The sequence below is a fragment of the Nitrospirota bacterium genome (genome assembly GCA_016178585.1).
In the GTDB taxonomy this organism is placed as follows: Bacteria; Nitrospirota; Nitrospiria; order JACQBW01; family JACQBW01; genus JACOTA01.
This window is the reverse complement of sequence record JACOTA010000074.1, coordinates 1-24706: the sequence shown is the minus strand read 5'-3', so window position 1 is coordinate 24706 and position 24706 is coordinate 1. Positions and strand designations below refer to the sequence as shown.

The 24706-nt window shown below is 43.5% G+C and carries 25 protein-coding genes; 8 read left to right on the top strand and 17 right to left on the bottom strand.

Features of this window, described 5'->3' with window-relative positions; all coding sequences use genetic code 11:
- The first annotated feature begins 157 nt into the window (after positions 1–157).
- The 6 genes from rlmN to HYR79_11735 all read left to right on the top strand — a co-directional run bounded on the left by rlmN (position 158) and on the right by HYR79_11735 (position 5455).
- The gene (gene rlmN, locus HYR79_11760; GenBank protein MBI1822374.1) at positions 158–1198 is read left to right on the top strand and encodes a 23S rRNA (adenine(2503)-C(2))-methyltransferase RlmN; all 1041 of its coding nucleotides are present in this window, start codon (positions 158–160) and stop codon (positions 1196–1198) included.
- Positions 1199–1265: 67 nt separating this feature from the next.
- The gene (locus HYR79_11755; protein MBI1822373.1) at positions 1266–2567 is read left to right on the top strand and encodes an insulinase family protein; all 1302 of its coding nucleotides are present in this window, start codon (positions 1266–1268) and stop codon (positions 2565–2567) included.
- Between the two features lie 18 nt (positions 2568–2585).
- Complete coding sequence (locus HYR79_11750) at positions 2586–3953, top strand: insulinase family protein (protein ID MBI1822372.1); 1368 nt, start codon at positions 2586–2588, stop codon at positions 3951–3953.
- Positions 3954–3955: 2 nt separating this feature from the next.
- Positions 3956–4777, top strand: coding sequence for an ATP-dependent sacrificial sulfur transferase LarE (gene larE / locus HYR79_11745; GenBank protein ID MBI1822371.1), 822 nt, complete (start codon positions 3956–3958; stop codon positions 4775–4777).
- The gene (locus HYR79_11740; GenBank protein ID MBI1822370.1) at positions 4761–5252 is read left to right on the top strand and encodes a nucleotidyltransferase; all 492 of its coding nucleotides are present in this window, start codon (positions 4761–4763) and stop codon (positions 5250–5252) included. The genes larE and HYR79_11740 overlap by 17 nt, the downstream gene beginning before the upstream one ends.
- Positions 5249–5455 carry a hypothetical protein gene (locus HYR79_11735; protein ID MBI1822369.1) on the top strand — a complete coding sequence of 69 codons (207 nt, stop codon included), beginning with the start codon at positions 5249–5251 and terminating at the stop codon, positions 5453–5455. Before HYR79_11740 ends, HYR79_11735 begins: the two co-directional genes overlap by 4 nt.
- A gap of 35 nt (positions 5456–5490) precedes the next feature.
- On the opposite strand, the gene HYR79_11730 is transcribed toward HYR79_11735, so the two are convergent.
- Positions 5491–6078, bottom strand: coding sequence for a hypothetical protein (locus HYR79_11730; protein MBI1822368.1), 588 nt, complete (start codon positions 6076–6078; stop codon positions 5491–5493).
- 99 nt (positions 6079–6177) lie between these two features.
- Entirely contained in the window at positions 6178–7521 is a 1344-nt protein-coding gene (locus HYR79_11725) for a DGQHR domain-containing protein (GenBank protein MBI1822367.1), read from the bottom strand.
- Positions 7522–8160: 639 nt separating this feature from the next.
- Here HYR79_11725 and HYR79_11720 point away from each other — a divergent pair.
- Positions 8161–8730 carry a hypothetical protein gene (locus HYR79_11720; GenBank protein MBI1822366.1) on the top strand — a complete coding sequence of 190 codons (570 nt, stop codon included), beginning with the start codon at positions 8161–8163 and terminating at the stop codon, positions 8728–8730.
- A gap of 155 nt (positions 8731–8885) precedes the next feature.
- Here HYR79_11720 and HYR79_11715 read toward each other — a convergent pair whose 3' ends face one another.
- The 9 genes from HYR79_11715 to HYR79_11675 form a co-directional block, all read right to left on the bottom strand.
- A complete protein-coding gene (locus tag HYR79_11715) occupies positions 8886–10949 on the bottom strand; it encodes a tetratricopeptide repeat protein (GenBank protein ID MBI1822365.1) in 2064 nt (687 codons plus the stop codon).
- 64 nt (positions 10950–11013) lie between these two features.
- Positions 11014–13653, bottom strand: a complete 2640-nt coding sequence (gene polA / locus HYR79_11710) for a DNA polymerase I (GenBank protein MBI1822364.1) — start codon at positions 13651–13653, stop codon at positions 11014–11016.
- Positions 13654–13772: 119 nt separating this feature from the next.
- Positions 13773–14876 carry a beta-N-acetylhexosaminidase gene (nagZ, locus tag HYR79_11705; protein MBI1822363.1) on the bottom strand — a complete coding sequence of 368 codons (1104 nt, stop codon included), beginning with the start codon at positions 14874–14876 and terminating at the stop codon, positions 13773–13775.
- Positions 14876–16375: a leucyl aminopeptidase gene (locus tag HYR79_11700; GenBank protein ID MBI1822362.1), complete on the bottom strand. Its 1500-nt coding sequence runs from the start codon at positions 16373–16375 to the stop codon at positions 14876–14878. The genes nagZ and HYR79_11700 overlap by 1 nt, the downstream gene beginning before the upstream one ends.
- A gap of 101 nt (positions 16376–16476) precedes the next feature.
- Complete coding sequence (locus tag HYR79_11695) at positions 16477–17106, bottom strand: radical SAM protein (protein MBI1822361.1); 630 nt, start codon at positions 17104–17106, stop codon at positions 16477–16479.
- A 9-nt stretch (positions 17107–17115) separates the two neighbouring features.
- Complete coding sequence (locus tag HYR79_11690; GenBank protein ID MBI1822360.1) at positions 17116–17415, bottom strand: protease inhibitor I42 family protein; 300 nt, start codon at positions 17413–17415, stop codon at positions 17116–17118.
- A 248-nt stretch (positions 17416–17663) separates the two neighbouring features.
- Complete coding sequence (locus tag HYR79_11685; GenBank protein ID MBI1822359.1) at positions 17664–18203, bottom strand: YqhA family protein; 540 nt, start codon at positions 18201–18203, stop codon at positions 17664–17666.
- A 24-nt stretch (positions 18204–18227) separates the two neighbouring features.
- Positions 18228–18488 (bottom strand): GIY-YIG nuclease family protein, encoded by a 261-nt coding sequence (locus tag HYR79_11680; GenBank protein ID MBI1822358.1) that lies wholly within the window; start codon positions 18486–18488, stop codon positions 18228–18230.
- A gap of 9 nt (positions 18489–18497) precedes the next feature.
- Complete coding sequence (locus HYR79_11675; GenBank protein MBI1822357.1) at positions 18498–19427, bottom strand: patatin-like phospholipase family protein; 930 nt, start codon at positions 19425–19427, stop codon at positions 18498–18500.
- A 142-nt stretch (positions 19428–19569) separates the two neighbouring features.
- On the opposite strand from HYR79_11675, the gene HYR79_11670 reads away from it, so the two are divergent.
- Positions 19570–19809: a hypothetical protein gene (locus tag HYR79_11670; protein ID MBI1822356.1), complete on the top strand. Its 240-nt coding sequence runs from the start codon at positions 19570–19572 to the stop codon at positions 19807–19809.
- Between the two features lie 48 nt (positions 19810–19857).
- On the opposite strand, the gene HYR79_11665 is transcribed toward HYR79_11670, so the two are convergent.
- From HYR79_11665 to HYR79_11640, 6 genes are all read right to left on the bottom strand, one after another.
- Positions 19858–20211 carry a hypothetical protein gene (locus HYR79_11665; protein MBI1822355.1) on the bottom strand — a complete coding sequence of 118 codons (354 nt, stop codon included), beginning with the start codon at positions 20209–20211 and terminating at the stop codon, positions 19858–19860.
- Positions 20201–21556, bottom strand: coding sequence for a phosphoglucosamine mutase (locus HYR79_11660; GenBank protein MBI1822354.1), 1356 nt, complete (start codon positions 21554–21556; stop codon positions 20201–20203). The genes HYR79_11665 and HYR79_11660 overlap by 11 nt, the downstream gene beginning before the upstream one ends.
- A 95-nt stretch (positions 21557–21651) precedes the next feature.
- The gene (locus tag HYR79_11655) at positions 21652–22653 is read right to left on the bottom strand and encodes a CopD family protein (protein ID MBI1822353.1); all 1002 of its coding nucleotides are present in this window, start codon (positions 22651–22653) and stop codon (positions 21652–21654) included.
- Positions 22654–22668: 15 nt separating this feature from the next.
- Positions 22669–23016 carry a copper resistance protein CopC gene (locus tag HYR79_11650; GenBank protein ID MBI1822352.1) on the bottom strand — a complete coding sequence of 116 codons (348 nt, stop codon included), beginning with the start codon at positions 23014–23016 and terminating at the stop codon, positions 22669–22671.
- Between the two features lie 107 nt (positions 23017–23123).
- A complete protein-coding gene (locus tag HYR79_11645) occupies positions 23124–24086 on the bottom strand; it encodes a hypothetical protein (protein ID MBI1822351.1) in 963 nt (320 codons plus the stop codon).
- Between the two features lie 65 nt (positions 24087–24151).
- Positions 24152–24517, bottom strand: a complete 366-nt coding sequence (locus HYR79_11640; GenBank protein ID MBI1822350.1) for a hypothetical protein — start codon at positions 24515–24517, stop codon at positions 24152–24154.
- Positions 24518–24706 lie beyond the last annotated feature (189 nt).

The window sequence follows — 24706 nt, the reverse complement described above, 5'->3', positions numbered from 1 at the left end:
GGTATTTCAGGCCTTTTTCACACGATCAAAGAACAAGCTTTTAACGCAATCGTAAATGTTCGGCAATGGGCCCGCCTGCCGTGGACTTATACCCCGTTTGCCCCTCAATTTGCCGCATGACTTCTTACGAGACCATCAACTATGGTATCTTTACAAAATGCCGTCCATCAAAAAAGACCTTAAAGCGCCCTCTTTCAGCCATTTAAAGGAATGGTTTGACCGGCATGATTTTCCGTCTTACCGGACCAAACAGCTCATTCATTGGATCTATAACAAAAAAATAGGCCGGCTGGATCAACTCACCGATTTTTCCAAGAAAGAGCGTCTTTTTTTGGAAGAAAACGGTTATGTCAGCTCGCTCGAAATCGTCCGTAAATGCCCGTCTCACGACGGCACACTGAAGTTTCAGTTTAAATTAGAGGATGACGAACAGATTGAAGCCGTTTTAATTCCTGACAAAGAGCGTAAAACCCTCTGTATTTCGACCCAGGCGGGATGCGGCCTCGATTGCCAGTTTTGCCTGACCGCCAAAGGGGGATTGAAGCGGAATTTAAAAGCACATGAAATCGTCGACCAATTTTTAATCGTTTCGAAAGAACTCGAGGTAACCAATATCGTGATGATGGGAATGGGGGAACCTCTCGCTAACTTTCAGGAGGTCGCAGAAGCCATCGATCGGCTGACCGATTCTAACGCCTGCACTTTTTCTCCCCGGCGGATTACCGTTTCAACGGCGGGAATGGTTCCGGGCATACAAAAACTGGGAGAACTCCCCCGTCAGGTCAATCTGGCCGTCTCATTGAATGCCACGACCAACGCCATCCGGGACCTGATCATGCCGATCAACAAAACCTACCCGCTTGAAATGCTCCTCGAAGCCTGCAGAAATTTTCCTCTTCTCCCCCGCCGAAGGATTTTTTTCGAATATGTCCTTCTTGAGGGAATCAATGACTCCCTCGAAGAGGCAAGAAGAATTCCAAAACTTTTAAAGGGAATTCCCAGCAAGGTCAACTTAATCCCTTTTAATGAATATCCAGGCTCAACCTTTAAACGGCCCCCGGAGTCCACGGTGCTTGCATTCCAAAAAATACTCATCGACGCTAATTTAACGACCTTTATTCGAAAAAGCAGGGGGAACGACATCCTGGCCGCCTGCGGACAACTGATCCATTTGGACTCTTCTTCCTTGCTGACCTGAAAGGAGCCTCATGAAGACGACCAGACTCCCCCTTACTTTCTCAGCCGCTCTGTTGTTGGCGGTTTTAATGGCATTATTTCCGGCCGTCAGCCACGGCAAGGAGAATCTGCAATTTTCCCTTTCAGAAACCGTTTTAAAAAACGGCCTTAAAGTCATTCTCGTGGAGGAACATAAAGCCCCCGTCGCAACGGTTCAGGTCTGGTATAAGGTCGGGTCAAGAAATGAAGTCACAGGGAAAACCGGACTGTCGCATCTGATGGAACATATGATGTTTAAGGGCACCCCTAAATACGGAAAAGGAATATTTTCAAGGCTGGTCCAGAAAAACGGGGGAAACGACAATGCCTTTACCGCTCAGGACTATACCGCCTATTTTGAAAATTTTTCAAGCGACCGGATCGCCCTTTCGTTTGATCTGGAATCGGACCGAATGGGTCATCTTTCCATTGATCCAAATGAGTTTCAACTGGAGCGGAACGTCGTTAAAGAGGAACGGAGAATGAGGACCGACGATAATCCGTTTGATTTTTTGTCAGAACAGCTCTATGCCCAGGCTTTTATCGCTCATCCTTACCATTCTCCCATCATCGGGTGGATGACCGATCTGGACCATCTGACCCGCCAGGATATTTTCGACCATTATAAAAAATATTATCTTCCAAACAACGCCGCTCTGGTCATGGTAGGGGACTTTAATTCCAAAACTATTCTTCCTGAAATTCAGAAATATTTCGAACCGGTTCCCGCGGGACCCGTGCCCCCTCCGGTTCAGATCGAGGAACCTGAACAAAAAGGGGAAAGAAGGTTTATCGTTAAGAAAGAGGCGCAGAATCCAATCGTGCTGATTGGATTTAAAGCGCCTAATTTTAAAGAGGCCGATCAATATCCTCTGACCGTTCTGGGGGCATTGATTTCAACGGGGAAAAGCTCCAGGTTGTATCGTCACCTGGTCTATGAAAAGAAAATCGCTCTTGAAACCGGAACAGACTACAACTCCCTTTCGGCGGATCCCGCGTTTTTTTTGTTTTATGGCAAACCCCAGGCGGGGAAAACCGTTGAAGCGTTGGAAGCCGCTATTTTATCTGAAATTGATCTCATCAAAACCGTTCCCATAACGGAAATAGAGCTTCAAAAAGCAAAAAACCAGATTGAAACACAGTTTATTTTAAGCAGGGATTCTAATTTTTTTGTCGCCATGCAGCTGGGAATCGCTGAAAGCGTCGGAGCAGGCGTCCATTATTTCGATACGTATCTCGACTCAATCAAAAAAGTTTCCGCGGAGGATATTCAAAGGGTGGCCAGAAAATATTTGAGTCCTGATTTCAAAACCACGGGAGTGCTTCTTCCTCCGTCAAATGAAAAAAACTGACCTTTCAGAAAGGATCCCATGTTTAACCGGTCTTTAGGAATCCTCTTTTGTTTTCTCTTCATCAGCCTCAATCCCGTGTGGGGAGCCATTCCCGCTAAAAAAATAGAAACAGCGAACGGCATCACGGTCCTTCTTGTTGAAACACATTCTCTCCCGATGGTGCAGGTCGATCTTCTGGTGAGAGCCGGTTCCATCCTGGACAGCGAACCAAAGGCCGGCCTGGCCTATCTCACCGCAAGCCTTCTTGAGGAAGGGACAAAAAACCGGTCGTCGAAACAGATTGCCGATGAATGGGATGCCCTGGGAACCGAGTTCAATGCCTCTCCGGGATCGGATTACGTCACCTTTTCCTCAAAACTTTTAAAAAAAGATCTAGAGAAAGGTCTGACTTTATTTTCCGACATCCTCATCAATCCGCAATTCCCTGAAGAGGAAGTGTCCAGAGAAAAAACCGAGCTTCTCGGACATCTTGACAATGAAAAGGACGATCCTGAAACCATCGCCGCTAAAGCGTTTGACAGGGCCATCTTCGGGAAACACCCCTATCACCAACCGCTCGAAGGAGATGAAGAAACGATCAAAAGGATTACACGTGAAGACATCGTGAGATTTTATCAGACCGCTTACAATCCCAGGGGAGCCATCCTTGCTTTTGTGGGAGATTTAACGGAAGAAGAAGCAAAAACTTACGCTGAAAAATATTTTCGGCTTTGGAACCCAAAGCCTCAAATCCATTCGAAAAACCCTCTCCCTCCGAAAATTGATAAAAAAGAGATCATGGTTATCGACAAAGATCTGACACAAACGTCGATCATCTTGGGACATACCGGGATCCCCAGAATGAATCCGGACTATTATTCTCTTCTGGTGATGAACTATATTTTGGGAGGGGGAGGATTTTCTTCCCGTATGATGACCAATATCAGGGACAATAAAGGACTGGTCTATGGCTTGTTCAGTCATTTTGATTCCCGTCTGGAAACGGGGAGTTTTGAGGTGACCCTTCAAACCAAAAACAGTTCGGCCAATGAGGCAATATCCGAGGTTTTGAATGAAATCAGAAAAATGAGAAACGAACCGGTCTCACCCGTTGAACTTCAAGAGGCAAAAGATTATTTAATCGGCAGCTTTCCCCTGAAAATGGATACTCACGCCAAATTAGCCGGAATCCTGATCTATCAGGAATTTTATGGCCTCGGTCTCGATTACTTTGACAAATATGCTCAACGGATTAAAAAGGTCACGGCTGAGGAAGTTCAACGGGTCGCCAGACAGTACCTTGATCCCGACCGGTTTGTTCTCGTTGCAATAGGAAAACAATCCGAAGCAAAAATTGGCGTAAACCAGTCCATTTCCATTCAAAAGGAAAAGACGAAACAGCCCTGACCATGCTTGATCAAAAATTTCAACGTTTAAAACAACTCATCGCACAACACCATTCACTTCTTGTGGCTTTTTCAGGCGGGGTCGACAGTGCCCTTTTATTAAAGGTTTCCCATGATGTTTTAGGAGAGAAAGCGGCCGCCTGTACTGCCGTTTCGCCCACTCTCGCCCAACAGGAAAAAGAATCCACCCTGCAGGTGGCAGGGGAAATCGGCGCAAACCATTTTTTTATCGAATATGACGAACTGGACATCCCCGGATATTCTTTAAACCAGGAAAACCGGTGTTATCTCTGTAAAACGGAGCTCTTTACGAAATTAAAAGAATTGGCCCTCGAAAAAGGCTTTCAAGCCGTGGCCTACGGCGCCAACCAGGATGATTTAAAAGAGTTCCGTCCGGGAATGAAGGCCGCGCGTGAATTCGGGATTCACGCTCCACTCCTGGATGCCGGCCTGAACAAAGAGGAGATTCGGACGCTAAGCAGGCGCCTGGGTCTCTCGATTTGGAATAAACCGGCGGCCGCCTGCCTTTCTTCACGGATTCCTTACGGAACAGAAATCACGCATCAACGGTTAACCGAGATAGAAGCCGCGGAGGCTGTGCTGAAAAAATATGGGTTCATTCAATGTCGTGTCCGTCACCATGAAAATATTGCCCGGATTGAAGTTTCCCGGGAGGAATTCCCCCGGTTGCTGGATCCCGGGTTAAGAGAATCCGTCGTTCAGGAGTTGAAAAAAATCGGATTTCAATTTATCACGCTTGATCTGGAAGGGTACAGGCCAGGCAGTGTTTCAGGAATAACAGGAATCAATGGAAAAGACAGTTAAAATTCTTAATGAGCTTGTAAGTAAAAACATCATCAAATCTTACGCAATTGGTGGCGCAATAGGTGTTATGTTTTACACAGAGACAATCAGCACAAAAGACCTGGATGTTTTTATCTCTCTCCACATTATGCCTACGGGAATTATCCATTTAGGTTCAATATACGAATACCTCAAAAAATCAGGCTATAAAATGGAAGGACAACATTTTATCATTGAAGGAATTCCGGTTGATTTTATTCCTGTATATGATGAGCTTACCCTGGAAGCCCTGGAAAAATCGGTTGAAAAAACATATAAGAAAATCAAAGCAAAAGTATTTGGACCGGAATATCTGATCGCAATAGCCTTAAAAACCGGACGCAGTCAGGATCTAAGAAAAATTGATTTATTAAAAGAAGAAACAAAACTAAATGAGGCCCTTTTAATCGATATTTTAAAACGCCATCATTTATATGAAAAATGGAAAAAGTTATGACTCAAAAAGAAAAGAAAGATTATTTTGCTCAAGCTGGAAAACTTGCTGAAAAAATCTTTAGATCGAAAAAACGGCAGAGAAAACTCTGGGCCAAACAATCTATGGAAAAAAAGATTGAAGAATTAATTCAACTTCAAGAAGTAATGGTAAATATCAATAAAAACGTTAAAGACAGAAAGTTAATCCCCTGGAAAATTAAATAAATTAATTTCATTTTCAGGCAAACCAATGAAACTTTTTATTTTACCCTAACACCTTCGAGCGTAAAACCTTTTTCAATTTTTCTTATACTCATAAAGAATGAGAGTTTTGCTGTCCCATTTATCCTGACATCTTTTTTATCTTGAGCCATTTCTTTAAGCCATTGCCCTTGATCAGAGTTAAGAATTGCCCTAAATTCCACAGATGTTAATGAACTGCGTTTTAAAATAAATGATTCAGATATACAATTTATTTTATCGTCAATGTCGATCCTTAATGGTTGTAATTCCAAGTCCAAATATGGAAAAAAATTTAAAGCATATAAATGTAATGAGACCCTACAAATCCCATTGTCTTCATAAATTTTTATTCCATCGGATCTGGGAACAAACTCAATCTGATCTTTCATTTTCAGAAAGAATTGCCAAAAGCGATATTGAAATCTAACAAAATAATAGATTCCTAAAACAGAAATAAAAATCACCACGGAGTATAATTTTGTCCATATTTGTTCCAAAAAAGGCATAAGCAATTTTGTCCCGATTGCTGAAATTATCAAAGCTGCGATTAGGTTTGCAATTACATTATTAATTAACGCGCCGACCCATTTTTTGAGAGAATTCAAATTATTTCCTTGTAAAAAGGTGGCTCAACGTTATTAGAATTTAACTGTTTAAGTTAAACGGAAATCTCCGTTCATGTATGAAGGCACTACTTAAATATGTCAATGAACATTCCGATTCATTTTATTAAGAAGCACCTCTACAATATCCTTTCGTGAGGCTTCGCTATTGGCCTTTCGCCATTCATCCTCAAATCTAAAATAATTCAGTTTATCCAGATATTTTCGAAATAGTTTTTTGTCAGCCTTATTTAAATTACGTTCCTTATCACCGGTATCCTCATATTTTAATATTTTACTTAGCGCCCAAATTAATATGGCAAGGCCGTTGTTTGTTTGAACAAATCCACTTTTACTTTTGCCCTTTTTCCAGTTGCTACGACATGATTCTTTTATCGCTCCAAAATAATTCTTTAAAATTTTCAATGGTGTTTTATCATCACTTGAGTCTTTTTGGATTAAACCACCACGTGATGTAATTAACCCATATTCAGTCAATGCCCTCACTAAAGTATGTAAATTGAGCCATCCTTTATTAAAACCACATTTAATATCAGTATCAAAAATATTATTATGGCGGAATTCCAGAATTGTCTTGGCGGCTATCGATAAATATCCTCCTTCCAGTTCTTTACTTAATATAAAATCTATTAAATTCGGATCTATTCTTTTTTGTTCATTATTGATAGTCCGAAAAATCTTGGCTTGTTCACTTGCCTTTAGTCCTACGAATCCAGAAACTAAAAATGAAAAATTTTCTTTTAATTGCGGATCCTTAATTTTACAGAACGAAAACAACCTATGTTGACCATCAATAAGCCATGCAACGCCATATCTTTTGGGTATCTTCAAAAATCCCAAATCTCCCTTGATAGGTTCAAACTCAACATTATCACCAAAAGCTACAATAAGGTTATTTGGAAAATTGGCTTCAATCTCCTTCTCCTCAATTATTTTTGCAATTTCACTTAATCTTCTGGGGTTTACTATTCTTTGATATCCATCTTCATTTTCTTCACTAGAGATAGACTCGGTTGCCCTTGAAACGTAAACTAATTTCATTAAAATGTTTGCAGGTATTGTAAAAGAATAAATATCCTTGCCGAAACGGGTGGTTTTAATGGCTGGCACAGAGATAATTTCAAGCGTAGACTGTACATAACCGAATTCCGCTTTAAGCAAAGAAAGCAACGCCAGGTCAGGATTTAAAGCTTCTATGAGGTTTTGATACCGTTTTAACGTTTCAATTGACCAGATGGATATTCCACGATTCCCGGCAAACGTGAAATGTTCTTTGCCAATATCGTTAAATTGCTGATCAACTACTACAACACCTTTCCACTCTTGTCCATCTCTTTTGGAATTATTAATGATGCCATATAAATGGTCTACTCCACTTCGCACGTCGGGATTATCACCAGCTTTGCATTCAAATACAACATGCAAATCTTCATAGCTAAAATATACATCAACTTGTTTATTGGCAATTTTATATTTAGTACCTCCTTTTAATAAAATTAAGTCTTCCTTTTCAAAATTTACAAACAGATCATAAAGACATTTTTAAAAACCATCGTGAAAATTTAATGGTGAAGCCATATAAATTAAACCTCCCGAATTTATTCAAGTGTTTTGGCAAGTTATTTATAGTAATGCCATTTTTGTTTTAATTAGAATGTCATCTTCCACTGTTCTCTTAAAAAGAGTAACTTATTTATGTCTAAAGTCAAATTAGGTAATAACACCGTAAAAAGTCTCACAATATCACTGAATGAAATGAAGGGCTTATACATAAATGATTACATTAGGTTTTTCGGTTCGCTCAGAATGATAAAATAGGTTGTTTCAGACTTTTTACGAGGTCATCAAGTAACGGCAAAAGAAATTAATAGCAAAAGCTCGTTGTGACTACATGAAACGGACTCTCTAAAAGTTCATTAGTAAATATGGTACCCCAAGGCCAATAATTGGACAGCCCTCTATTCATTTGGTATAGTTTTTAGCAACAGGGAATCCTATTCAAAACAGATGATATCCACTGCTTAATCCATTTTTGAAAGCGATTTTGATAAGGAGATTTGTAAAATGCGTAAAAAGGTTTTTGTGCCGGAAAAATTAGATGGGAGAGAGAATGCCGTTATTGGCTGGTTCGGCTTTGGCAATGAAACTTTTGCAATTGCAGAGGGGTATTACAGAGGAGCAAATCATCTTGTTGATGAAGCTCTGGAGAGGCATGAAATGGATTTCCTCGTTTATCCAATATGCTTCCTATATCGACATTTTATTGAAATTATTCTCAAGGAGATTGTTTCTCAATTCGAGGCTTTAGAAGGAACTTCTTTTCAAAAAAAGAATCCAACTCATACATTACAGGATCTTTTTAGTTACATTTCAAAAAAATGCGCTAAACAATGGAAAGATCCTATACCAACCATTGTTAAGCAAGTAATAAAAGAATTTGATGTAATTGATCCCAAAGCCCAGGTGTTCCGTTATGACACCGATAAAAATGGAAAAAAGTTCTTTGGGGGACATGTTCATATTGGTCTTGAATCACTCAGAAAAAAGATGCAAAAAGTTAGGGACTTTCTTATGGGAATCAACGCAGCTTTGTCGGATGAATTAGATTGTAAAAAAATTATGGAAAGCTATTAAATAATGAAAACAATCAGATTTCAATTTATTATGATCGATCTGGAGAGTTACCGACCAGGGAGTGTTCCCGGTGTCAATCATTCAAAATGAAAACAACGTTTTAAAAGTTCTTTAAACAATGTGGGTAAAAATTAAAATTCTATTATTCTACGCTTTCAACCTTTTAAGATTTTTAATCTCTGTTTCACCATCTCTACCTGTGCCGCATCTTGCGGCGCCGCCCATTTAATGGCCTCTTCATAATGGACGATGGCTTCATTTTTCTGACCCATCATATCTAACAGATAGCCGTAATTAAACTGGGCGATTGCCGATCTCGGATTAAAGCTTAAACCCATCCTGAGTTCTGCGATGGCTTCTTTTGACTTTCCCTGCTTTTGGTATAAAAGACCGAGATTCGTGTGCGCCATCGGATGTTTTGGATTTAAGTCAATGGTTTTTTGATATTCAACCATCGCCAGATCGAGCTGGCTCGATAATAAATAAATGTTTCCAAGATTATTGTGCGCGTCAGTATAGTACGGATCCAATTCAACGGCCTTCCTGAATTCCTCCAACGCGAGAGCGCTTTTACCCAGGGCCTGATAGGCCACTCCTAAATCATTATGTCCCAGGGGATTGTTTTGATTTAATTCGAGAACGGCCTGGTAATATTTTATGGCCCTTTCATAGTCTCCATCCCGCTGGTAGGCATTTCCTAAATTATTTAACGCCTCCTGGTTTTTAGGGTTCAACCGAATGGCTTCGGCGAAATTCGATTTTGCCCGGCTCCACTGTTCTTCCTCCAGATAAGCTTTTCCCAAATTATTGATAACGCGGGACTTATTGGGAGCTTTTAAGGCAACATCTGACCATAAGGAAACCGAATTCTTCCAGATCTTATTCCGCTCATGGGTCATAAAAAGTAAAGCGCCGATCAGAATCGCTGCGGTTGTTAAAACAATTTCCTGTCGTTGAATATGAAACCGCAAGGCCAGAAGATAAATTCCGGCGGAAAAGAGCAAAAAAAACATGACCGAAGGAAGATAGAGCCGATGTTCGAAAACCAGATCCAGCTTGATGAAGGTCGATTCCATCGCAAGATTAATAAAAAACCAGAGGATGGAAAAGGCAATCAAAGGGCGTTTTTTCGCAATGCGAAGGGAATAACCGATTAAACCCAGGATAACCAATAGGGACAAAAAAGTCGTGATCGGATTAAAAAGGGACTGGGACATCGGAAAATCATAGTCCAGGCTCATCCTTCCCGGATAAGGAAACAGTAACAACGTCAGGTAAAGGATTATGACCCGCCATTCGGTCATCACCCGTAACATGGAATCCATTTCGTCCGTCCCGTAGTTAGCCGAGAGCATGGAAAGAAAACCTCCCGTGCTTCCATACAGTTTATAAATCCAGCTCCCTCCAACGATCAACCCGGCTAACAGACCCAAAAGGATGATCATATGACGGCGTGAAAAATGAATTTTAAAACGACTGATCAGAAAAAGGTCATATAAACCGATTATAACGGGGAGCGTTAGTGTGTTTTCCTTCGTTCCAAACGCCAAAAGGGCTGATAAAGCAGAGAAACCCAGCCACCACCGGGAGCCTTTGCCCCGACTCAACCTTCCCTGGATATAAGCCAAAAGGGAAAGGAGGTAAAACATGGCCGCCAGACTCGCCATCCGTTGAACCACATAAGTCACCGCCTGAGTTTGAACCGGATGGACCGCCCAAAGGAGAGCGCCCAATAGAGATATTTTATCCCGATAAAAGGTTAATGTTGAAAAAGGCTCCTCCAGGCCGGGCAAAGAAAGGGTCTTTAAGAAGATAAAATAAACTAGAACCGCCGTCACAAAATGAATTAAAATGTTCACCAGGTGATAGCCTCTTGTCTCCAGGCGGTCAAAATAAAAATTTAAGGCATAGGTTAAATTGGCAATGGGACGGTTTGCGTGAAGAATGGGCGAGAGATGGTTCCAGGAGAGATCCTTGATGTGAAGGTTAGGGTTTTCGACAAATGTCTTTAAATCATCAAAATGAAAAGCGTAGTTCAGAGTATGTCCGTAGGCCAGTAGAATTGAAAAGAAAATAAATAAAACAGCGATGAAGTGGAATTTTAACGAAACCTCTGTTTGGGGGGCTGTTTCCTCCCTTTTCAACCCTAATTCCTCAAGGGCGTTTCGAATCGAAGCTTTGTCCAGACGCAAGGTTCTGGACATTTCTTTGTCGGACAAATTCCGGAACTGCTCTTGAAGGAATTTTTTTTGTTTTGAATTGAGTTCTTTGGGAAAACGGTTTTTAATGGGCTTCGCTCCAGTTGTTTCCTACTCCAATATCCACCGTAATCGGCACGGAAAGCCGGGTGACCTGTTCCATTTCATTTTGGATGAACGCCTTATTTTCGTCCATCTGCTCCTCTGGAACTTCAAAAAGTAATTCATCGTGAATTTGAAGAGTCAATCGAATTCTTTTTCCTTCCTTTATCTTTTTTTCAATGGAAATCATGGCCATTTTAATGATATCCGCGGCGCTCCCCTGTATGGGCGTGTTAATCGCCGTCCGCTCTCCAAATGAACGAACCGCGGCGTTGGGACTGCTGAGATCGGGGATTAACCTTCTGCGATTAAAAAGAGTGGTGACAAAACCATTGGTTTTCGCCTCCGAGACGGTTCTTTCAATAAAAGCCTTCACCCCATCGTAATAAGAAAAATAACTTTCGATATATTTTTTAGCCTCACGCTGGGTGATGCCCAGGTCGGAGGCAAGACTAAACGCCCCCATACCGTAGATAATACCAAAATTAATCGTTTTTGCCGCTCTCCGCATCTCTTTGGTAATCTGATCGGGAGGGATTTGAAAAATTTGAGCGGCGGTTCTGCGATGAACATCTTCTCCTTTTATAAACGATTGGATCAGTTTCTGGTCACTCGACATATGGGCGAGTATTCGGAGTTCGATTTGATTATAATCCGCCGATAAGACTTTCCACCCCTTTTCGGCAATAAAAGCCTGCCGGATTCGGGTTCCCCATTCTCCGCGAACCGGGATGTTTTGAAGATTGGGATCGCTGCTCGAGAGTCTTCCGGTAGCGGCGACAGTCTGGTTAAACGAGGTATGAAGCCGGCCGGTATCCGGATTCACCATTTTGGGCAAAACGTCTACATAGGTCGATTTTAGTTTAGTCAGTTGCCGGTAATTCACGATCTCAGCCGGCAGCTCATGTTGAACGGCTAACTGAGTCAGGACCCCTTCATCTGTCGAATAGCCGGTTTTTGTTTTTCTAAGCGGAGTCAGTTTTAAACGTTCAAATAAAATTTCAGCCAACTGTTTGGGAGAATTAATGTTAAACTGTCCTCCGGCCAGAGAATAAATCTTTTCAATCAGGGCATTGATCTGCTGATCCAGTTCCTTTGATAAATTTTCGAGCAGGTTGACATCTATTTTGATCCCGGTCTTTTCCATTTCAGCCAACACGCAAAGAAGGGGAATTTCCATTTCGTAAAACAGATGATTTAACTGATACTTTTCCAATAGAGAGGAGAGCGGCCCTTTGACCCCGCCAATCAGACTGACCGCTTCGCAGGAAAAAGCAGCCGCTTTATTCAAGCTGACCGAATTAAAAAGGGAGCCCTGGAAATCGGCCGCAAAAAGGTCCTTTTTCAAGGTTTTCTGAATTTGGAGGTGCTCAAGGGCAATTTCTTCAAGCGTATGCTTATGATTATTGGGATGAATTAAATAGGAGGCTATCATCGTATCAAAATAAACACCCTTTAAATCGATCTGTTTTTGCTTTAACAAAAGGATGGCCGTTTTCAGATCATGGCCTGTTTTTTTGATTTCGGGATCCTCTAAAAGCGGTTTGAGATTCGAGAAATAAGGCACGCTTTCAGCCACAAACAGTCGAATGCCGGTTTGAGCGTTTTCAATGCCTAAACCAAGTCCGATAAATTCACTCTCTTTGGGCGAGGCTCCAAAGTAAAACGGCTCCAGGATCAATTCTCCCGCCTTTTTCACCATGGCCATAAACGAATTCAGCTCATTCTGAGAGTCGACGATTTTAAATTCGGAAGTTTTTGGTTTTTCTTCCTGAAAAATTTTTAAGAGAGAGTAAAACTCCAATTCCATAAAAAGGCTTTTAAGTTTTTCGGCATCCGCCTCCTTTACCTTCAATTCTTCAACAGAAATGGAATGAGGCGCCTGAAGATCAATCGTCGCCAGATCCCGGCTGAGTCTCGCTATTTCGGCATGTTCCACTAAATTTTCTCTTAATTTTGAGGATTTTATTTGATCCAGGGAATCTAATAAATGATCCACTGACCCATATTCCTTAATCAGCCGCGCCGCGGTTTTTTCTCCGATTCCCGGGACGCCGGGAATGTTGTCGCTTGAATCCCCCATGAGTCCCATAATTTCAACCACCCGGTCCGGCCCCACCCCAAAACGGGACAAGACCTCTTCCGTTCTGATGGTTTTGTCTTTCATCGGATCGTAAATCCAGACCTGGGGAGACACCAGTTGAAGCATGTCCTTATCACCCGTCACAATCACGACCTCCAGATTTTTTTCAGTGGCCAGCCGGGCGAATGTTCCGATTAAATCATCGGCTTCGTAGCCGGACTCCAGCAAAACCGGAATTTGAAACCCTTCGACGGCCCGGTGAATAAAAGGAATTTGCGGCACTAATTCTTCGGGCATCGGAGGACGATGGGACTTATATTCGTGATACTGATGATTTCTCTGCGTGGGCCCTTTTGGGTCAAACGCAATGGCAAGATAATCGGGCTGTTTTTCTTTAAGAATTTTCAGGAGCATTGTAATGAAGCCGTAAACCGCATTGGTCGGAAAACCCTTGCTGGTTTTTAAAGCCCGGATGCCGTAAAAAGCCCTGTAAATATAGGAACTTCCGTCAATTAAATAAAGAATCGGCCGCTTTGACATGGGTTGATCTTACCACAAACCAAAAGAAACTCACAACCAAAGCCATCGGCTAAATAACGAATTTTTACTTTCCTGTTATACGGAATAAAAAGCAAAAACGAAACCCGCGGCTCCGGGTTTTATGAAACGGATGACGCCAAATTCTTTTTGGGAGGTGTTAAGACCTTCGACAGCGTCTCTTTGTGGAACTCCTGACCTACTATTTCTTGGGCCTGTTTAAGCCTGGGCATGGCGGCAGACAAAACGTATTTCTCTTTTATTTTTGAAATCCGGTTTAAAGACTGTTCCAATCTCTTTTCTGAAATCGTTCCTTTACTGGAAGCATTGAAGAGACCGTCCCAGGCCTGTTCCTGAAGATCGAATTTGTGACAGACCAAAACGATGTCCGACCCGGCTAAGATGGCCTTGACCGCCGCGTCTTTTACCGAATAATGGTCCAAAATCGCCTGCATCTCCAAATCATCACTCATCACCAGTCCATCATAATTCATCCCCTCCCGAAGAATGGAGGTAACAATCTTTTTTGAAAGAGAGGCCGGTTTTTCGGGGTCAATTTTTGTAAAAAGGATGTGCGCCGTCATCAGGGCCTCCAACCGGTTGGCAACCGCGTGCTGAAAAGGCCGAAGTTCAAAATCGAGAAGCCGCTCCAGACCATGTTCAACTTCAGGAAGCGTTTTATGAGAATCGGTCGAGGTGTCGCCATGGCCCGGGAAATGTTTTCCGCAGGCAATGACGCCATTATCCTGATGCCCCATGATCACGGCGAGACCCAGTTTACTGACAATGGACGGGGTGTCCCCAAAAGCCCGGTCGCCGATCACCGGATTCTTTTTGTTGCTGTTGATATCCAGCACAGGGGCGAAATTCAAATGAATGCCGACAGCCTTTAATTCCCGGGCCGTAACCTCCCCAACGCTGTAAGCTAAAGGAACGGAATTATGGCTTCCGATAACCGCCATCGGTGGAAAAACAGTAAATTCCCCGGAAAGTCTTGATACGCTCCCCCCTTCCTGGTCAATACCGATTAAAAGCGGGGTCTCCGGAGATGCCTTTTGAAGCTCCTGAGTGAGTTTAACGAGCTGGGGCAAGGACTGGATATTTCTTTTAAATAAAATGACTCCCCCCACCCTGTATTTTTTAATCATGGTCAGGACTTCCTTTGAGGGCGCGTACCCGTCAAATCCGACCATCAGGAGCTGGCCAACCCGTTCTTTTAAATCCATTATCGGCTCTCCAGATCCATTAAGTATTGAGTCAACAGCCTGACCCCCACCCCGCTGTTCCCTTTCGGAATATAGGGCCGGTCCGATTCCGTCCAGGCCACGGCTGCGATATCGAGATGAACCCACGGGGTGTTTTCTACAAATTTGCTCAAGAACGCGGCCGCTGTAATCGTGCCTGCGCTCCGTCCCCCGGTATTTTTAATATCGGCGATATCGCTTTTAATTAAATCATAGTAACCTTCCCACAAGGGGAGTTCCCAGACCCGTTCTCCGGTTTTTTCTCCGGCTTTTTTTATTTTTTCTTTAAGATCGGGCGAAGTGCCCAACAGACCAATGGCCTCGCTCCCCAACGCGACGACAACCGCACCCGTTAAAGTGGCCAGGTCAATAATGGCTTCGGGATTAAACCGCTGGGCATAAGTCAGCGCGTCGGCCAGAATCAGCCGGCCTTCGGCATCGGTATTAATGACCTCAATGGTCTTTCCCGATAGAGAGGTGAGGACATCCCCCGGTTTCGTAGCAGTTCCGCTCGGAAGATTTTCGGTCGACGGCAAAATTCCAATCAGGTTAATCTGAAGCTTTAACCGAGCGGCAACTTTAAGGATAGCAAGAACAGCGGCTCCTCCCGACATATCCCCTTTCATCTGCTCCATTTTCTCTGCCGGTTTTAACGAAATCCCGCCGGAATCAAATGTAATTGATTTTCCTACCAGCACCAACGGCCTGGCTTTTTTAAGCGGTGTATATTCCATTACAATGAATTTTGGAGGTTCCTCACTCCCTTTGGAAACCCCCAGGAAGGAACCCATCTTAAGTTCTTCCATATCTTCACGTTCCAGGACTGTGACCCTCACTGGAAATTCTCTTGCTATCTTTTGAGCTTCTTCGGCCAACCTCGAAGGCGTTACCGCGTTAGACGGATGGTTCCCCAGGTCCCGGGCCAAATAAACCCCTTCTGAAATAATCTGACCGATTTTTACCCCTTTTTCCGCCTCCCCTATTTTCTTTTCATCCTCAACAAACAGGGTCCATTCATCGACTTCTTTTTCCTCTTCCCGGGATTCTGTTTTATAAAGATTAAACTGATACAAACCAAGAAGGCTCCCTTCAACCATCGCCTGAACGACATCACGGAGTTTTTCTTTTTTTAGCAGACCTGAATCAACAGGCGATATAAATCCTTTCACTCCCGATTTTCGGATCGTGGCAGCGGCCTTTCCAAAAGCCTCTCTCAGCACGTCGAGCGACAATTTTTTTCGCTGTCCCAGTCCAACCAGAAGAATCCGTTTTGCTTTTAGAGCCCCCAGCGTGTGAAAAAGATGCACTTCCCGGGGTTTCCCCTTAAATTCCCCGGATTGAAAAATTTCGCTTAATTTTCCATTTAAATGCTTATCAGCGGTTTTTAAAGCCCCTTCAAAGGGAGGTTCTTCGAATACGGGAATTAAGACCAGTTCACTTTGTCCCTGCGTGACTTTTCCCTTTTTAACCTGAATGTTCATGATAACCCTTTCAATTAATTAGGGGCTCACATCGCCCCCTTCATCGGCAAAGCCGAATGAAGCTTCCCCTTCTCGCTCGCTTTGCTCGCAGGGTATCTACTTTAGACGCCGCGTGCCTGCGGGGACCAGATATGTTTATGCATCTGAAGCTGAAACCGTACCGGTAAACGGTCTTTTAAAACCCACTCCGCGAGGGATTGGGGATCCTGTTCTCCAAAAACGGGAGAAAAAAGAATCTCCTGAGAAGGCTGATAGGCCTCGAGGGTTTCCTTTGCCCAATCGTAATCCTGCCTGTTGGCAATGACGAATTTAATCTCATCTGTTTCCTTGAGCCGGTTCAGGTTTTTCCAAATCATTCGGTCCGACATCCCGCTTCCGGGACATTTGACATCCATAATAATTTTTACCCTGGAGTCCACCGCGCCAACGTCTACGCCTCCGCTGGTTTCAAGAAGCACCTTAAACCCTTTATCCAGTAGCCGCGCCATCAAAACCAGGGAGTCCTCCTGAAGAAGCGGTTCCCCTCCGGTGATTTCTACCAGACGGCATCGAATGGACTCGACCTGCTGAATAATCTCCTCTAAAGAAAGCTCTTTCCCCTCATAAAACGCATAGGCGGTATCACACCAGGCGCATCTTAAATGACACCCTGTCGTCCGGATTAAGGTACAGGGAAGCCCCGCAAAGGTCGATTCACCCTGAATGCTGTAAAAAATCTCATTAATCTTCATGTGTAGGCATTACTCGGCGATAATTTGATAAACCCGATGCTCTTCTGTTACGACCACGCCCATTCTTTTTGCAAAAATTAAATGATGGAGGCCCGTTTTCAAAGCCCTAAACTCAAAAACCCGGTTGCCTGCATCGACGGTAGAAGCGATCGTCGTCCGTTGAAAATCGTCATCCATCAGGCTTAAAGAAAGCGGGTCAAACTCCACATGCCAGCGATGAGCCGTCGTTCGGTCTTCCCATAATTTTATGGTAAAAGGATGATTCACTTTAGTGTGGATGATTCTTGTTTTTTGATCTGTCAAAATCACGTCATTCCTCACGGCATAGCGTTAAAAAAGTTAGAGACAAAATATAGCCGAAATACAGGAAGCGGTCAAGACCAGCGATAGACTTCGCACCCACTTATTAATCATGTCATTGCGAGCACCGAAGGGTGCGTGGCAATCTTATCGTAAAGTCTTGAGATTGCTTCACTTTGTTCGCAATGACAGCTTTCTAACTCTGTTCTTGGGAGGATGTGAGTCATTTAAGAAGACATGAAAAGGATGCAGGACCACTATTCTTCAGAAACACGAGAACGATGGGTAAAATAAAGCGCCAGGGCTACAAACAGGATTCCTCCGCCAAGGTAAAGAATCTGGAGCGGCTGTTCAAATGTTGAATGGATAACGTTTTTGAAAAAGGTCACGATTAAAATCATCAAAATCACTTTCGCAAGGCGGTCTTTTAAATCATCCAGGTTTTTAATTAAAAGGATCCTTGAGCCGTGTTGCGCGTCTTTCTCGGCATGATCGATTTTGCTAATAAATAATTCGTACAAACCTAAAGCAAAAATCAATAGAACGGTGGCCAGGAGATAATCATCCACCGCGCCAATGACGGTGCTTACCACATCGTTATGAAATCCTTCAGAAACATGAGAAATGGCGCTTGAAGGATCTGAAAAAAAATATTTTGCAACAACCTTTCCCAACAGCCCAAACACTTCTCCTGTCGCAACAAAAAACAAGATAAACGAAGAGAGCAGGCTGGAGATAACCGCGGTTAAAACGATATACCGGCTTTTCCACAGGAGATATTCAAACAACCACTCGATCCGACCCACTGATAAGCTTCCTTTCTATGAAAAAATAAAGTTTTGTTTGATGAGCTTTTCCTTTCTTTTCTTCGAAAGGGCTTTTACGATGATCTCTCTTTTCAACGCTTCTGAACGATTCCTGCAGGCTTCTTGATAGCAAAGTTTTACGGGAATCCTCCCGCGGGTAAAGCGGGAACCGCGTCCAAGGTTATGTTGATCGATCCGACGAACCACATCTGTCGTTATGCCGGTATAATAGGCTCCACCCCGACATTCTAAAATGTAGAGAAACCACCTTTTTATTTTTTATCCCTACCCTCCGGTTTTATGAACGGACTGCTTTTTCAGCATCCAGGCATCGATCTTTTTCTTTAATTCCGGCATCATCTTTTGAGCCGCGTCAATTCCCGCCCGCATGCAGAATTCTTTGTATCCAAAATCCATCATTCCGACGTCGCCAACATTGGGTTCGATCAAAATATCGGCACCCTGCATTTTAAATTTTGAAATTTCATAGGACATAATGTTGACCGCCTGAAGGGTAATATCAATAATATTCCCCACATTTTTGCTCGCGACGTTCTTGCCGATATTCACGGCTATAACGATGTCGGCTCCTTTTTCCCTGGCAACATCAACCGGGACATTGTCGATGACACCCCCGTCCACAAGATTCATATTCTGGTGAAACACAGGCGTAAAAACTCCGGGTATCGAACTGCTGGACCTGACGGCCCGGCCTATTGGTCCCCGGTCAAGCACGACCCGGTCCCCGGTCAGCAAATTGGTAGCCACCGCCGCAAAAGGAATCTGCAACTCTTCAATATTCGCCTTTTTAACCTTACTCTGAACAAACTTTTCAAGCCGATCCCCCTTTACGGGGCCGGTGGTCGATGAAAAAACTGAAAAATCGAAGATATCGTCTTTTTCAAGTTTCAAGGCCAGCACCTCAAGATCAAAGCTGCTACGGGTATCGGCATAAATCGCCCCGATAAGACTCCCTACGCTGGTTCCCACAATCAGGTCGATGGGAATTTTTTCCTGTTCCAGGACGCGAATGACACCCACATGGGCAAAACCCCTTGCCGCCCCTCCGCCAAGCACTAACGCAATTTTAGGCGCCGGGGGCAGCCCCTGGGGAACAGGGAGAGGAGACGTGGCACATCCCGGTAGATTAAAAATTACGAAAATTCCCAAAATCGCTGACAAGAATTTCGTCAGACTGGGGTTTTTATTTTTCATGGATAATTTCATTCTAAAGGTGATAATAGGGGCTAACAATAGGTTAAAAACAGAGGAAATTCAAGAGGAAATAAAGAAAAAGTATGGTAGATTCATTCGTAACCGAACGAATTAAAAACTGCTTTTAAGGAGAAAATAAAGGATGGGTCTTAAAATTGTCGGAATGAAAGAGATTTTTCAGGTCTTCGAAATAACGGACAACCTGGGTATTTCAAGAGAAATGATTGAAATCCCGCTGGGGCCGGAACATCCGGGCAAGGTCCGTAAACTTCCGAACGGAAAATATGAAATTGTGATTGAATCCGAAGAACCTCTGGCTGACTGGATTCCCAAAATGAAAGAGGAAATTGAAAAACTTCACTTCGGAGAAGAAAAAGTTTAATAGAGAAATGGGATGAATTTTTTTGTCTTTTGACGATAGGATTCGTATTCAGAAAATTTTTCCGAAAGCCAGGCCTCTTCGTAATTGGCTTTGGTATTTAGAACATAAAAGAGGATTCCACAAAAAATCAGAGACAGAGTGTTCATCCGCAAAATGGCAGCCCCGATTGAGCCTAACATCACACCTGCGTATAGCCGTACCGACAAGAGTGAGTATCATCCCGGTGTAGAGTTGAAACCCCTTAAACAATAGTCGACTTTGAATGATTTCCTTTACTTTTTTCTTCGCCTTTCCTTCTTTCTCTAACTCGTCCATTAAACCTTCCGCCATATTCATTGCCACTTTCTCCACCGGATCATGTTTTAACGTTTCGCTGTTTTGCACCTTATCCCTATCCCTCATTAATCCCTTTCTGAATCGTTCCTGCCAGCTCTTTCGCCATTTCATGAATCACGGCTTTATTTTCGCCTTCGATCATGATCCGGATGAGCGGTTCGGTGCCGGAATAACGAACCAAGACTCTCCCCTTGTCCCCTAATTTTTCTTCCAAAGAAGCCAGATGGGCAGAGTATCCCGGAATTTCCTGAAGGGGTCTTTTTTTGTTGACCCGGACGTTAAGCAAAACCTGGGGATAGATTGTCATGCAGGACACCAGATCGAACAAGGATTTTCCGGTTTTTTGCATCAACGAAACCATCTGAAGGGCGGTTATCAGACCATCTCCCGTCGTATTATAATCTAGAAAAATAATATGACCCGATTGTTCTCCCCCGAAGTTATACCCTTCCTTCAACATTTTCTCCAGGACATACCGGTCCCCGACCGGGGTTCGAACGACCCGAATGCTGGATTTTTTCATTGCCACCTCCAGCCCCATGTTACTCATCACGGTGGCCACCAGGGTGTTCCGTTTTAAAAGGTTATTTTTCTGCAAATGAAGGGCACACGCCGCCATCACCTGGTCTCCGTCGACCGTCTCCCCTCGATGATCGACGAAGATCACCCGATCGGCATCCCCGTCATGGGCAATGCCCACGTCTGCATGATGTTCTTTTACAAGCGCCTTTAACTGATCGGGATAAAGGGCGCCGCACTCTTTATTAATATTTATTCCGTCGGGAACATCGCCAATTAAAATCACCTCCGCGCCCAACTCTCTAAAAACGGAGGGGGTTACCCGATAGGCAGCCCCATGGGCACAATCGATGACTATTTTCAATCCTTGAAAATCCATTCCTCTGGGAACGGTATTTTTGACAAATTCGATATATCTTCCTCTTGCGTCATCAATTCGAAAGGCTTTTCCAATTTCGTTTGCCGTGGGTCGAACGGAATCGATTTCTCCCGTTTCAACCAATTTTTCGATCCTTTTTTCTACCTCATCAGGCAGTTTTAAACCTTCAGGGGAAAAAAACTTAATCCCGTTATCCTCAAAAGGATTGTGAGAAGCCGAAATGACGACCCCTGCGTCAGCCCTTAAACTCCTGGTCATAAGGGCAATGGCCGGGGTCGGCATAGGACCCACCAATAAGACGTCGACCCCCATCGAGCAGATTCCGGCGGTCAAAGCGCTTTCCAGCATATACCCTGAAATTCTGGTATCTTTACCAATCACAATCCGGTGACGGCCCTTTTTATTTTTAAAAATATACGCGGCCGCACGCCCGACCTTCATAATCGTTTCACAGGTCATCGGTTCCATATTGGCGATTCCCCGAATGCCATCGGTCCCGAACAAGTTTTTCATTCAACCTCACTCCAAATTTACCTGACCAGTATAACAAAATCCCATGGATATCACCAAAAAAATTATCTTTTGCAACACTGAATGCCACAGGTCATTTAAAGAAGATGAATGGAAGGAGGCGTGGATTGAGTCAGAAAAAATGCTGATAGGAGAACCCCTGCGGCAAAAATCAATTCAATCGCTAAAAAAATAGAAAAATGATTTACAAGGGAAGACCCGCCGCCTGAAGGAATTTTTCGGAGGCCTGGTAAAATATAAAACCGGCTTAATGCGCCGCAGGCTAAAACGCCCGATACAAAAATCATTTTGGTTACGAAAAAAACACCATAATTTGAATTGAGAAGAAGACCCCAGGCGGGCCATTGACCCCAGCTGTTCCAAACGGCGAGAAGCCCCGTCACTCCCATCGATACGACACAAATAACCGCCAGGGTAGAAAACCTTTCAACGATTCTGGTTAAATATACGGTTAACTCTGACGGGTTCGATGATTTGATACCCGTCACGAGATAAATAAGAGGAAACAAACCGCCGATCCAAACGGAAACAGAAACCAGATGAACGAAATCTATCAACACCCGCCAGGTAAAATCCCCTTTATCCGCAGGATGACCGATCAGACTAAAAGTGCCGGAAAGAAAAACGAGCAGAATAAAAAACCATCGGTAGGGAAACCTGTCGCGTTTCAGACAGGAAAACCAAAACATTTCCAGGACAATAGAAACGAGAAACCGGTCAACCCAAATTCTGCCCCAATGCGTTTTTTCAAGAACCGTTAAAAGATAAGGCAAGATGTCCATATTTTTTTTGCCGCTTATCATGTGAGTTTCATAAAATAATGCCGCTATGCTCAAAAAAACAAAGAAAACCATTAGAAAACTGATCCATCGGCGGCTCAACGACTCAACTTTTAATTTAATCTCCTTTTCCCAGCTTTTTTCTCCCAATAAACCCGATAAAGGATTAAAAACAAAAAGACGAAAACCCACAATCCCTGTCAAAAACATCAAAGGAAGAAGCCATAGTCCGCGGACACTTACCATGGAAAGAAAGTGATAATCCAAACCAGCGCCCATGCTCTGCATTTCGTGTCCCATGACACACACTCCGTTTTATTTGATCGTAAAGTAAAACTTTCCTTCGGTCAGATGACCGTCTCTGGCCAACGCTTTCCAATTCACTTGATACTTTCCCGGGGGAAGGTGCGGTATCGAAACTTCCAGAATGGCCGTGTCTTTTTCGTTCACTCTAGCATCTTGATGAGTCACCTCTTTTCCGGAGGAATCAAAGACCTGGAGAGTAGAAAATATCGGCTCCAACTGTCCATCAAACCAGATTCTGACAGATGAAGGCGCATCTTTTATTTCTGATCCGACCCTGGGATCTGAATGGTCCGGAAAGACATGGGCAAAGGCATCCCAGGGTAAAAACAGGAGGAGCCCTAACAGGACTCCTGTCATTATATTCAGGGGCCTTCGTGAACTCCGCCTTACGCTCGGTCTAACTACGACCATTCCCAAGTCCGTCACTGGCAGAGCCAGTTGCTTCATGGTCATCGTTTTAAGTTTCATTTGGTTTGTGTAGGGCCCAATACCTCTCCCGAAAGGGTTCTGGTGAAAATTTGAGGAGCCAGGTCATCCAAAAAAAGATGAACCAGGGCCTGAACCCCTGTTTGACTTCCGGTCGTGCTGTTCATCGGCACGACGGCTTCCAAGCCTAATTCCCAATATTTTCCGATCCATAAAAATCCCGGATAGGCATACGATTGGGGACTGTTATATTGATTGGGTCCATTAATGGGATTATTAAACGTAAACTCTACCACCGGAATGGTTCGAGAAAACGGTTTGGGCAACCCAATATCTTTTACAAACGATTGGAGGTACATCGTACTATACATAACGGTAAAACCGTAATTCAGCGAAGAACTGTAATCTGAAGTGCCGTTATTAGAACTTCCATCCGTAAACGGGACCCCGATTCCAACCTGACCCGTAATAGCAAACGGACGGAGATACATCAGAGAATCAGGAAGATCTCCAAGCCCGTAGCCAAAAAATAAATTCGGAGTCACCGTGGTAAAAGGGTCGCCCACTGTCCTGGTTCCCGTTCCTCCAATATCAAAATCCAGAGAGGAGGCCATTAAAAACTCATGGGCCGGGCTGTTAAACATGACGTACTTAACAGCCGCGGCAAGGTTATCGAAACCTTCGATATTGCCGCCATCGAAATGATCCTGTAAATAAGCCGCCGTCAGCTCAATCCCTAAATCCCGGGTTAAACGCTTCGAAACTCCCGCGTGATACGCCTGGGATAACGTATGGGTGGAATCTGCCGGTTCGGGATTTGGAATATGTGAATACGCCAAAAGGGTCATTTCGTCGGCGACAAATGGGTCATCCACTGAAAGGGTGGCGGGGAAAAATCGCTGACCCACAATCCCGTGTGCCCAGAGAGAACAAGGAGAAAATGCGAATCCAAAAATGGTAATGAATAAAAATAAAAAAGAAATAGTAAGAGATTTTTTCATGGAAAATCCTTCCTTAAAAAATTGGATCAATTCATTCGTTTTTTTTGAAAGTGATGGGAAAGAAATTAAAGATGAACCAGGGAAGGAGGACCCCGGAGAAAAATTTCGTTAGCGCTGGCTTTGAATGGTATTGAGGGCAAAGAAAGAAAAACTTTTTCGTCAACATCTAAAGGGATGTCTTGAAGAGCCGAAGTGGTTGAAAAGTCGGCGGAAAAGCATTGGGCGTATTTACAAAAGTCTTTATTCGTGTCAGAAGAGTGGTGCTGGTGAGGCATTTTTGAAGAAGCATGAGGACTTCCATGCGCAAATCCATTCTCCAAATGCTTATGGAAAGAACATACAACCGTCGAAAATGACAGGAACAAATAAAACGGAATAATCGACCCGATTAACCAAATCCCGGTGGTTTTTTTAAAATGAAGTCCCCACATATGACAGGAATCCTACATCAAAGTTTGATTAAAAGTCAAGTTCGCCCCGGGACCCAAGACCAGCGATAGACTTCGCACCCACTTATTAATCATGTCATTGCGAGCACCGAAGGGTGCGTGGCAATCTTATCGTAAAGTCTTGAGATTGCTTCACTTTGTTCGCAATGACAGCTTTCTAACTCTGTTCTT

Coding starts and splice junctions, on each gene's coding strand:
- rlmN (MBI1822374.1), top strand. CDS start 158: ATGCCGTCCATCAAAAAAGACCTTAAAGCGCCCTCTTTCAGCCATTTA.
- HYR79_11755 (MBI1822373.1), top strand. CDS start 1,266: ATGGCATTATTTCCGGCCGTCAGCCACGGCAAGGAGAATCTGCAATTT.
- HYR79_11750 (MBI1822372.1), top strand. CDS start 2,586: ATGTTTAACCGGTCTTTAGGAATCCTCTTTTGTTTTCTCTTCATCAGC.
- larE (MBI1822371.1), top strand. CDS start 3,956: ATGCTTGATCAAAAATTTCAACGTTTAAAACAACTCATCGCACAACAC.
- HYR79_11740 (MBI1822370.1), top strand. CDS start 4,761: ATGGAAAAGACAGTTAAAATTCTTAATGAGCTTGTAAGTAAAAACATC.
- HYR79_11735 (MBI1822369.1), top strand. CDS start 5,249: ATGACTCAAAAAGAAAAGAAAGATTATTTTGCTCAAGCTGGAAAACTT.
- HYR79_11720 (MBI1822366.1), top strand. CDS start 8,161: ATGCGTAAAAAGGTTTTTGTGCCGGAAAAATTAGATGGGAGAGAGAAT.
- polA (MBI1822364.1), bottom strand. CDS start 13,653: ATGTCAAAGCGGCCGATTCTTTATTTAATTGACGGAAGTTCCTATATT.
- nagZ (MBI1822363.1), bottom strand. CDS start 14,876: ATGGATTTAAAAGAACGGGTTGGCCAGCTCCTGATGGTCGGATTTGAC.
- HYR79_11700 (MBI1822362.1), bottom strand. CDS start 16,375: ATGAACATTCAGGTTAAAAAGGGAAAAGTCACGCAGGGACAAAGTGAA.
- HYR79_11695 (MBI1822361.1), bottom strand. CDS start 17,106: ATGAAGATTAATGAGATTTTTTACAGCATTCAGGGTGAATCGACCTTT.
- HYR79_11675 (MBI1822357.1), bottom strand. CDS start 19,427: ATGAAAAATAAAAACCCCAGTCTGACGAAATTCTTGTCAGCGATTTTG.
- HYR79_11670 (MBI1822356.1), top strand. CDS start 19,570: ATGGGTCTTAAAATTGTCGGAATGAAAGAGATTTTTCAGGTCTTCGAA.
- HYR79_11665 (MBI1822355.1), bottom strand. CDS start 20,211: ATGAGGGATAGGGATAAGGTGCAAAACAGCGAAACGTTAAAACATGAT.
- HYR79_11660 (MBI1822354.1), bottom strand. CDS start 21,556: ATGAAAAACTTGTTCGGGACCGATGGCATTCGGGGAATCGCCAATATG.
- HYR79_11655 (MBI1822353.1), bottom strand. CDS start 22,653: ATGGGACACGAAATGCAGAGCATGGGCGCTGGTTTGGATTATCACTTT.
- HYR79_11650 (MBI1822352.1), bottom strand. CDS start 23,016: ATGACAGGAGTCCTGTTAGGGCTCCTCCTGTTTTTACCCTGGGATGCC.
- HYR79_11645 (MBI1822351.1), bottom strand. CDS start 24,086: ATGAAAAAATCTCTTACTATTTCTTTTTTATTTTTATTCATTACCATT.
- HYR79_11640 (MBI1822350.1), bottom strand. CDS start 24,517: ATGTGGGGACTTCATTTTAAAAAAACCACCGGGATTTGGTTAATCGGG.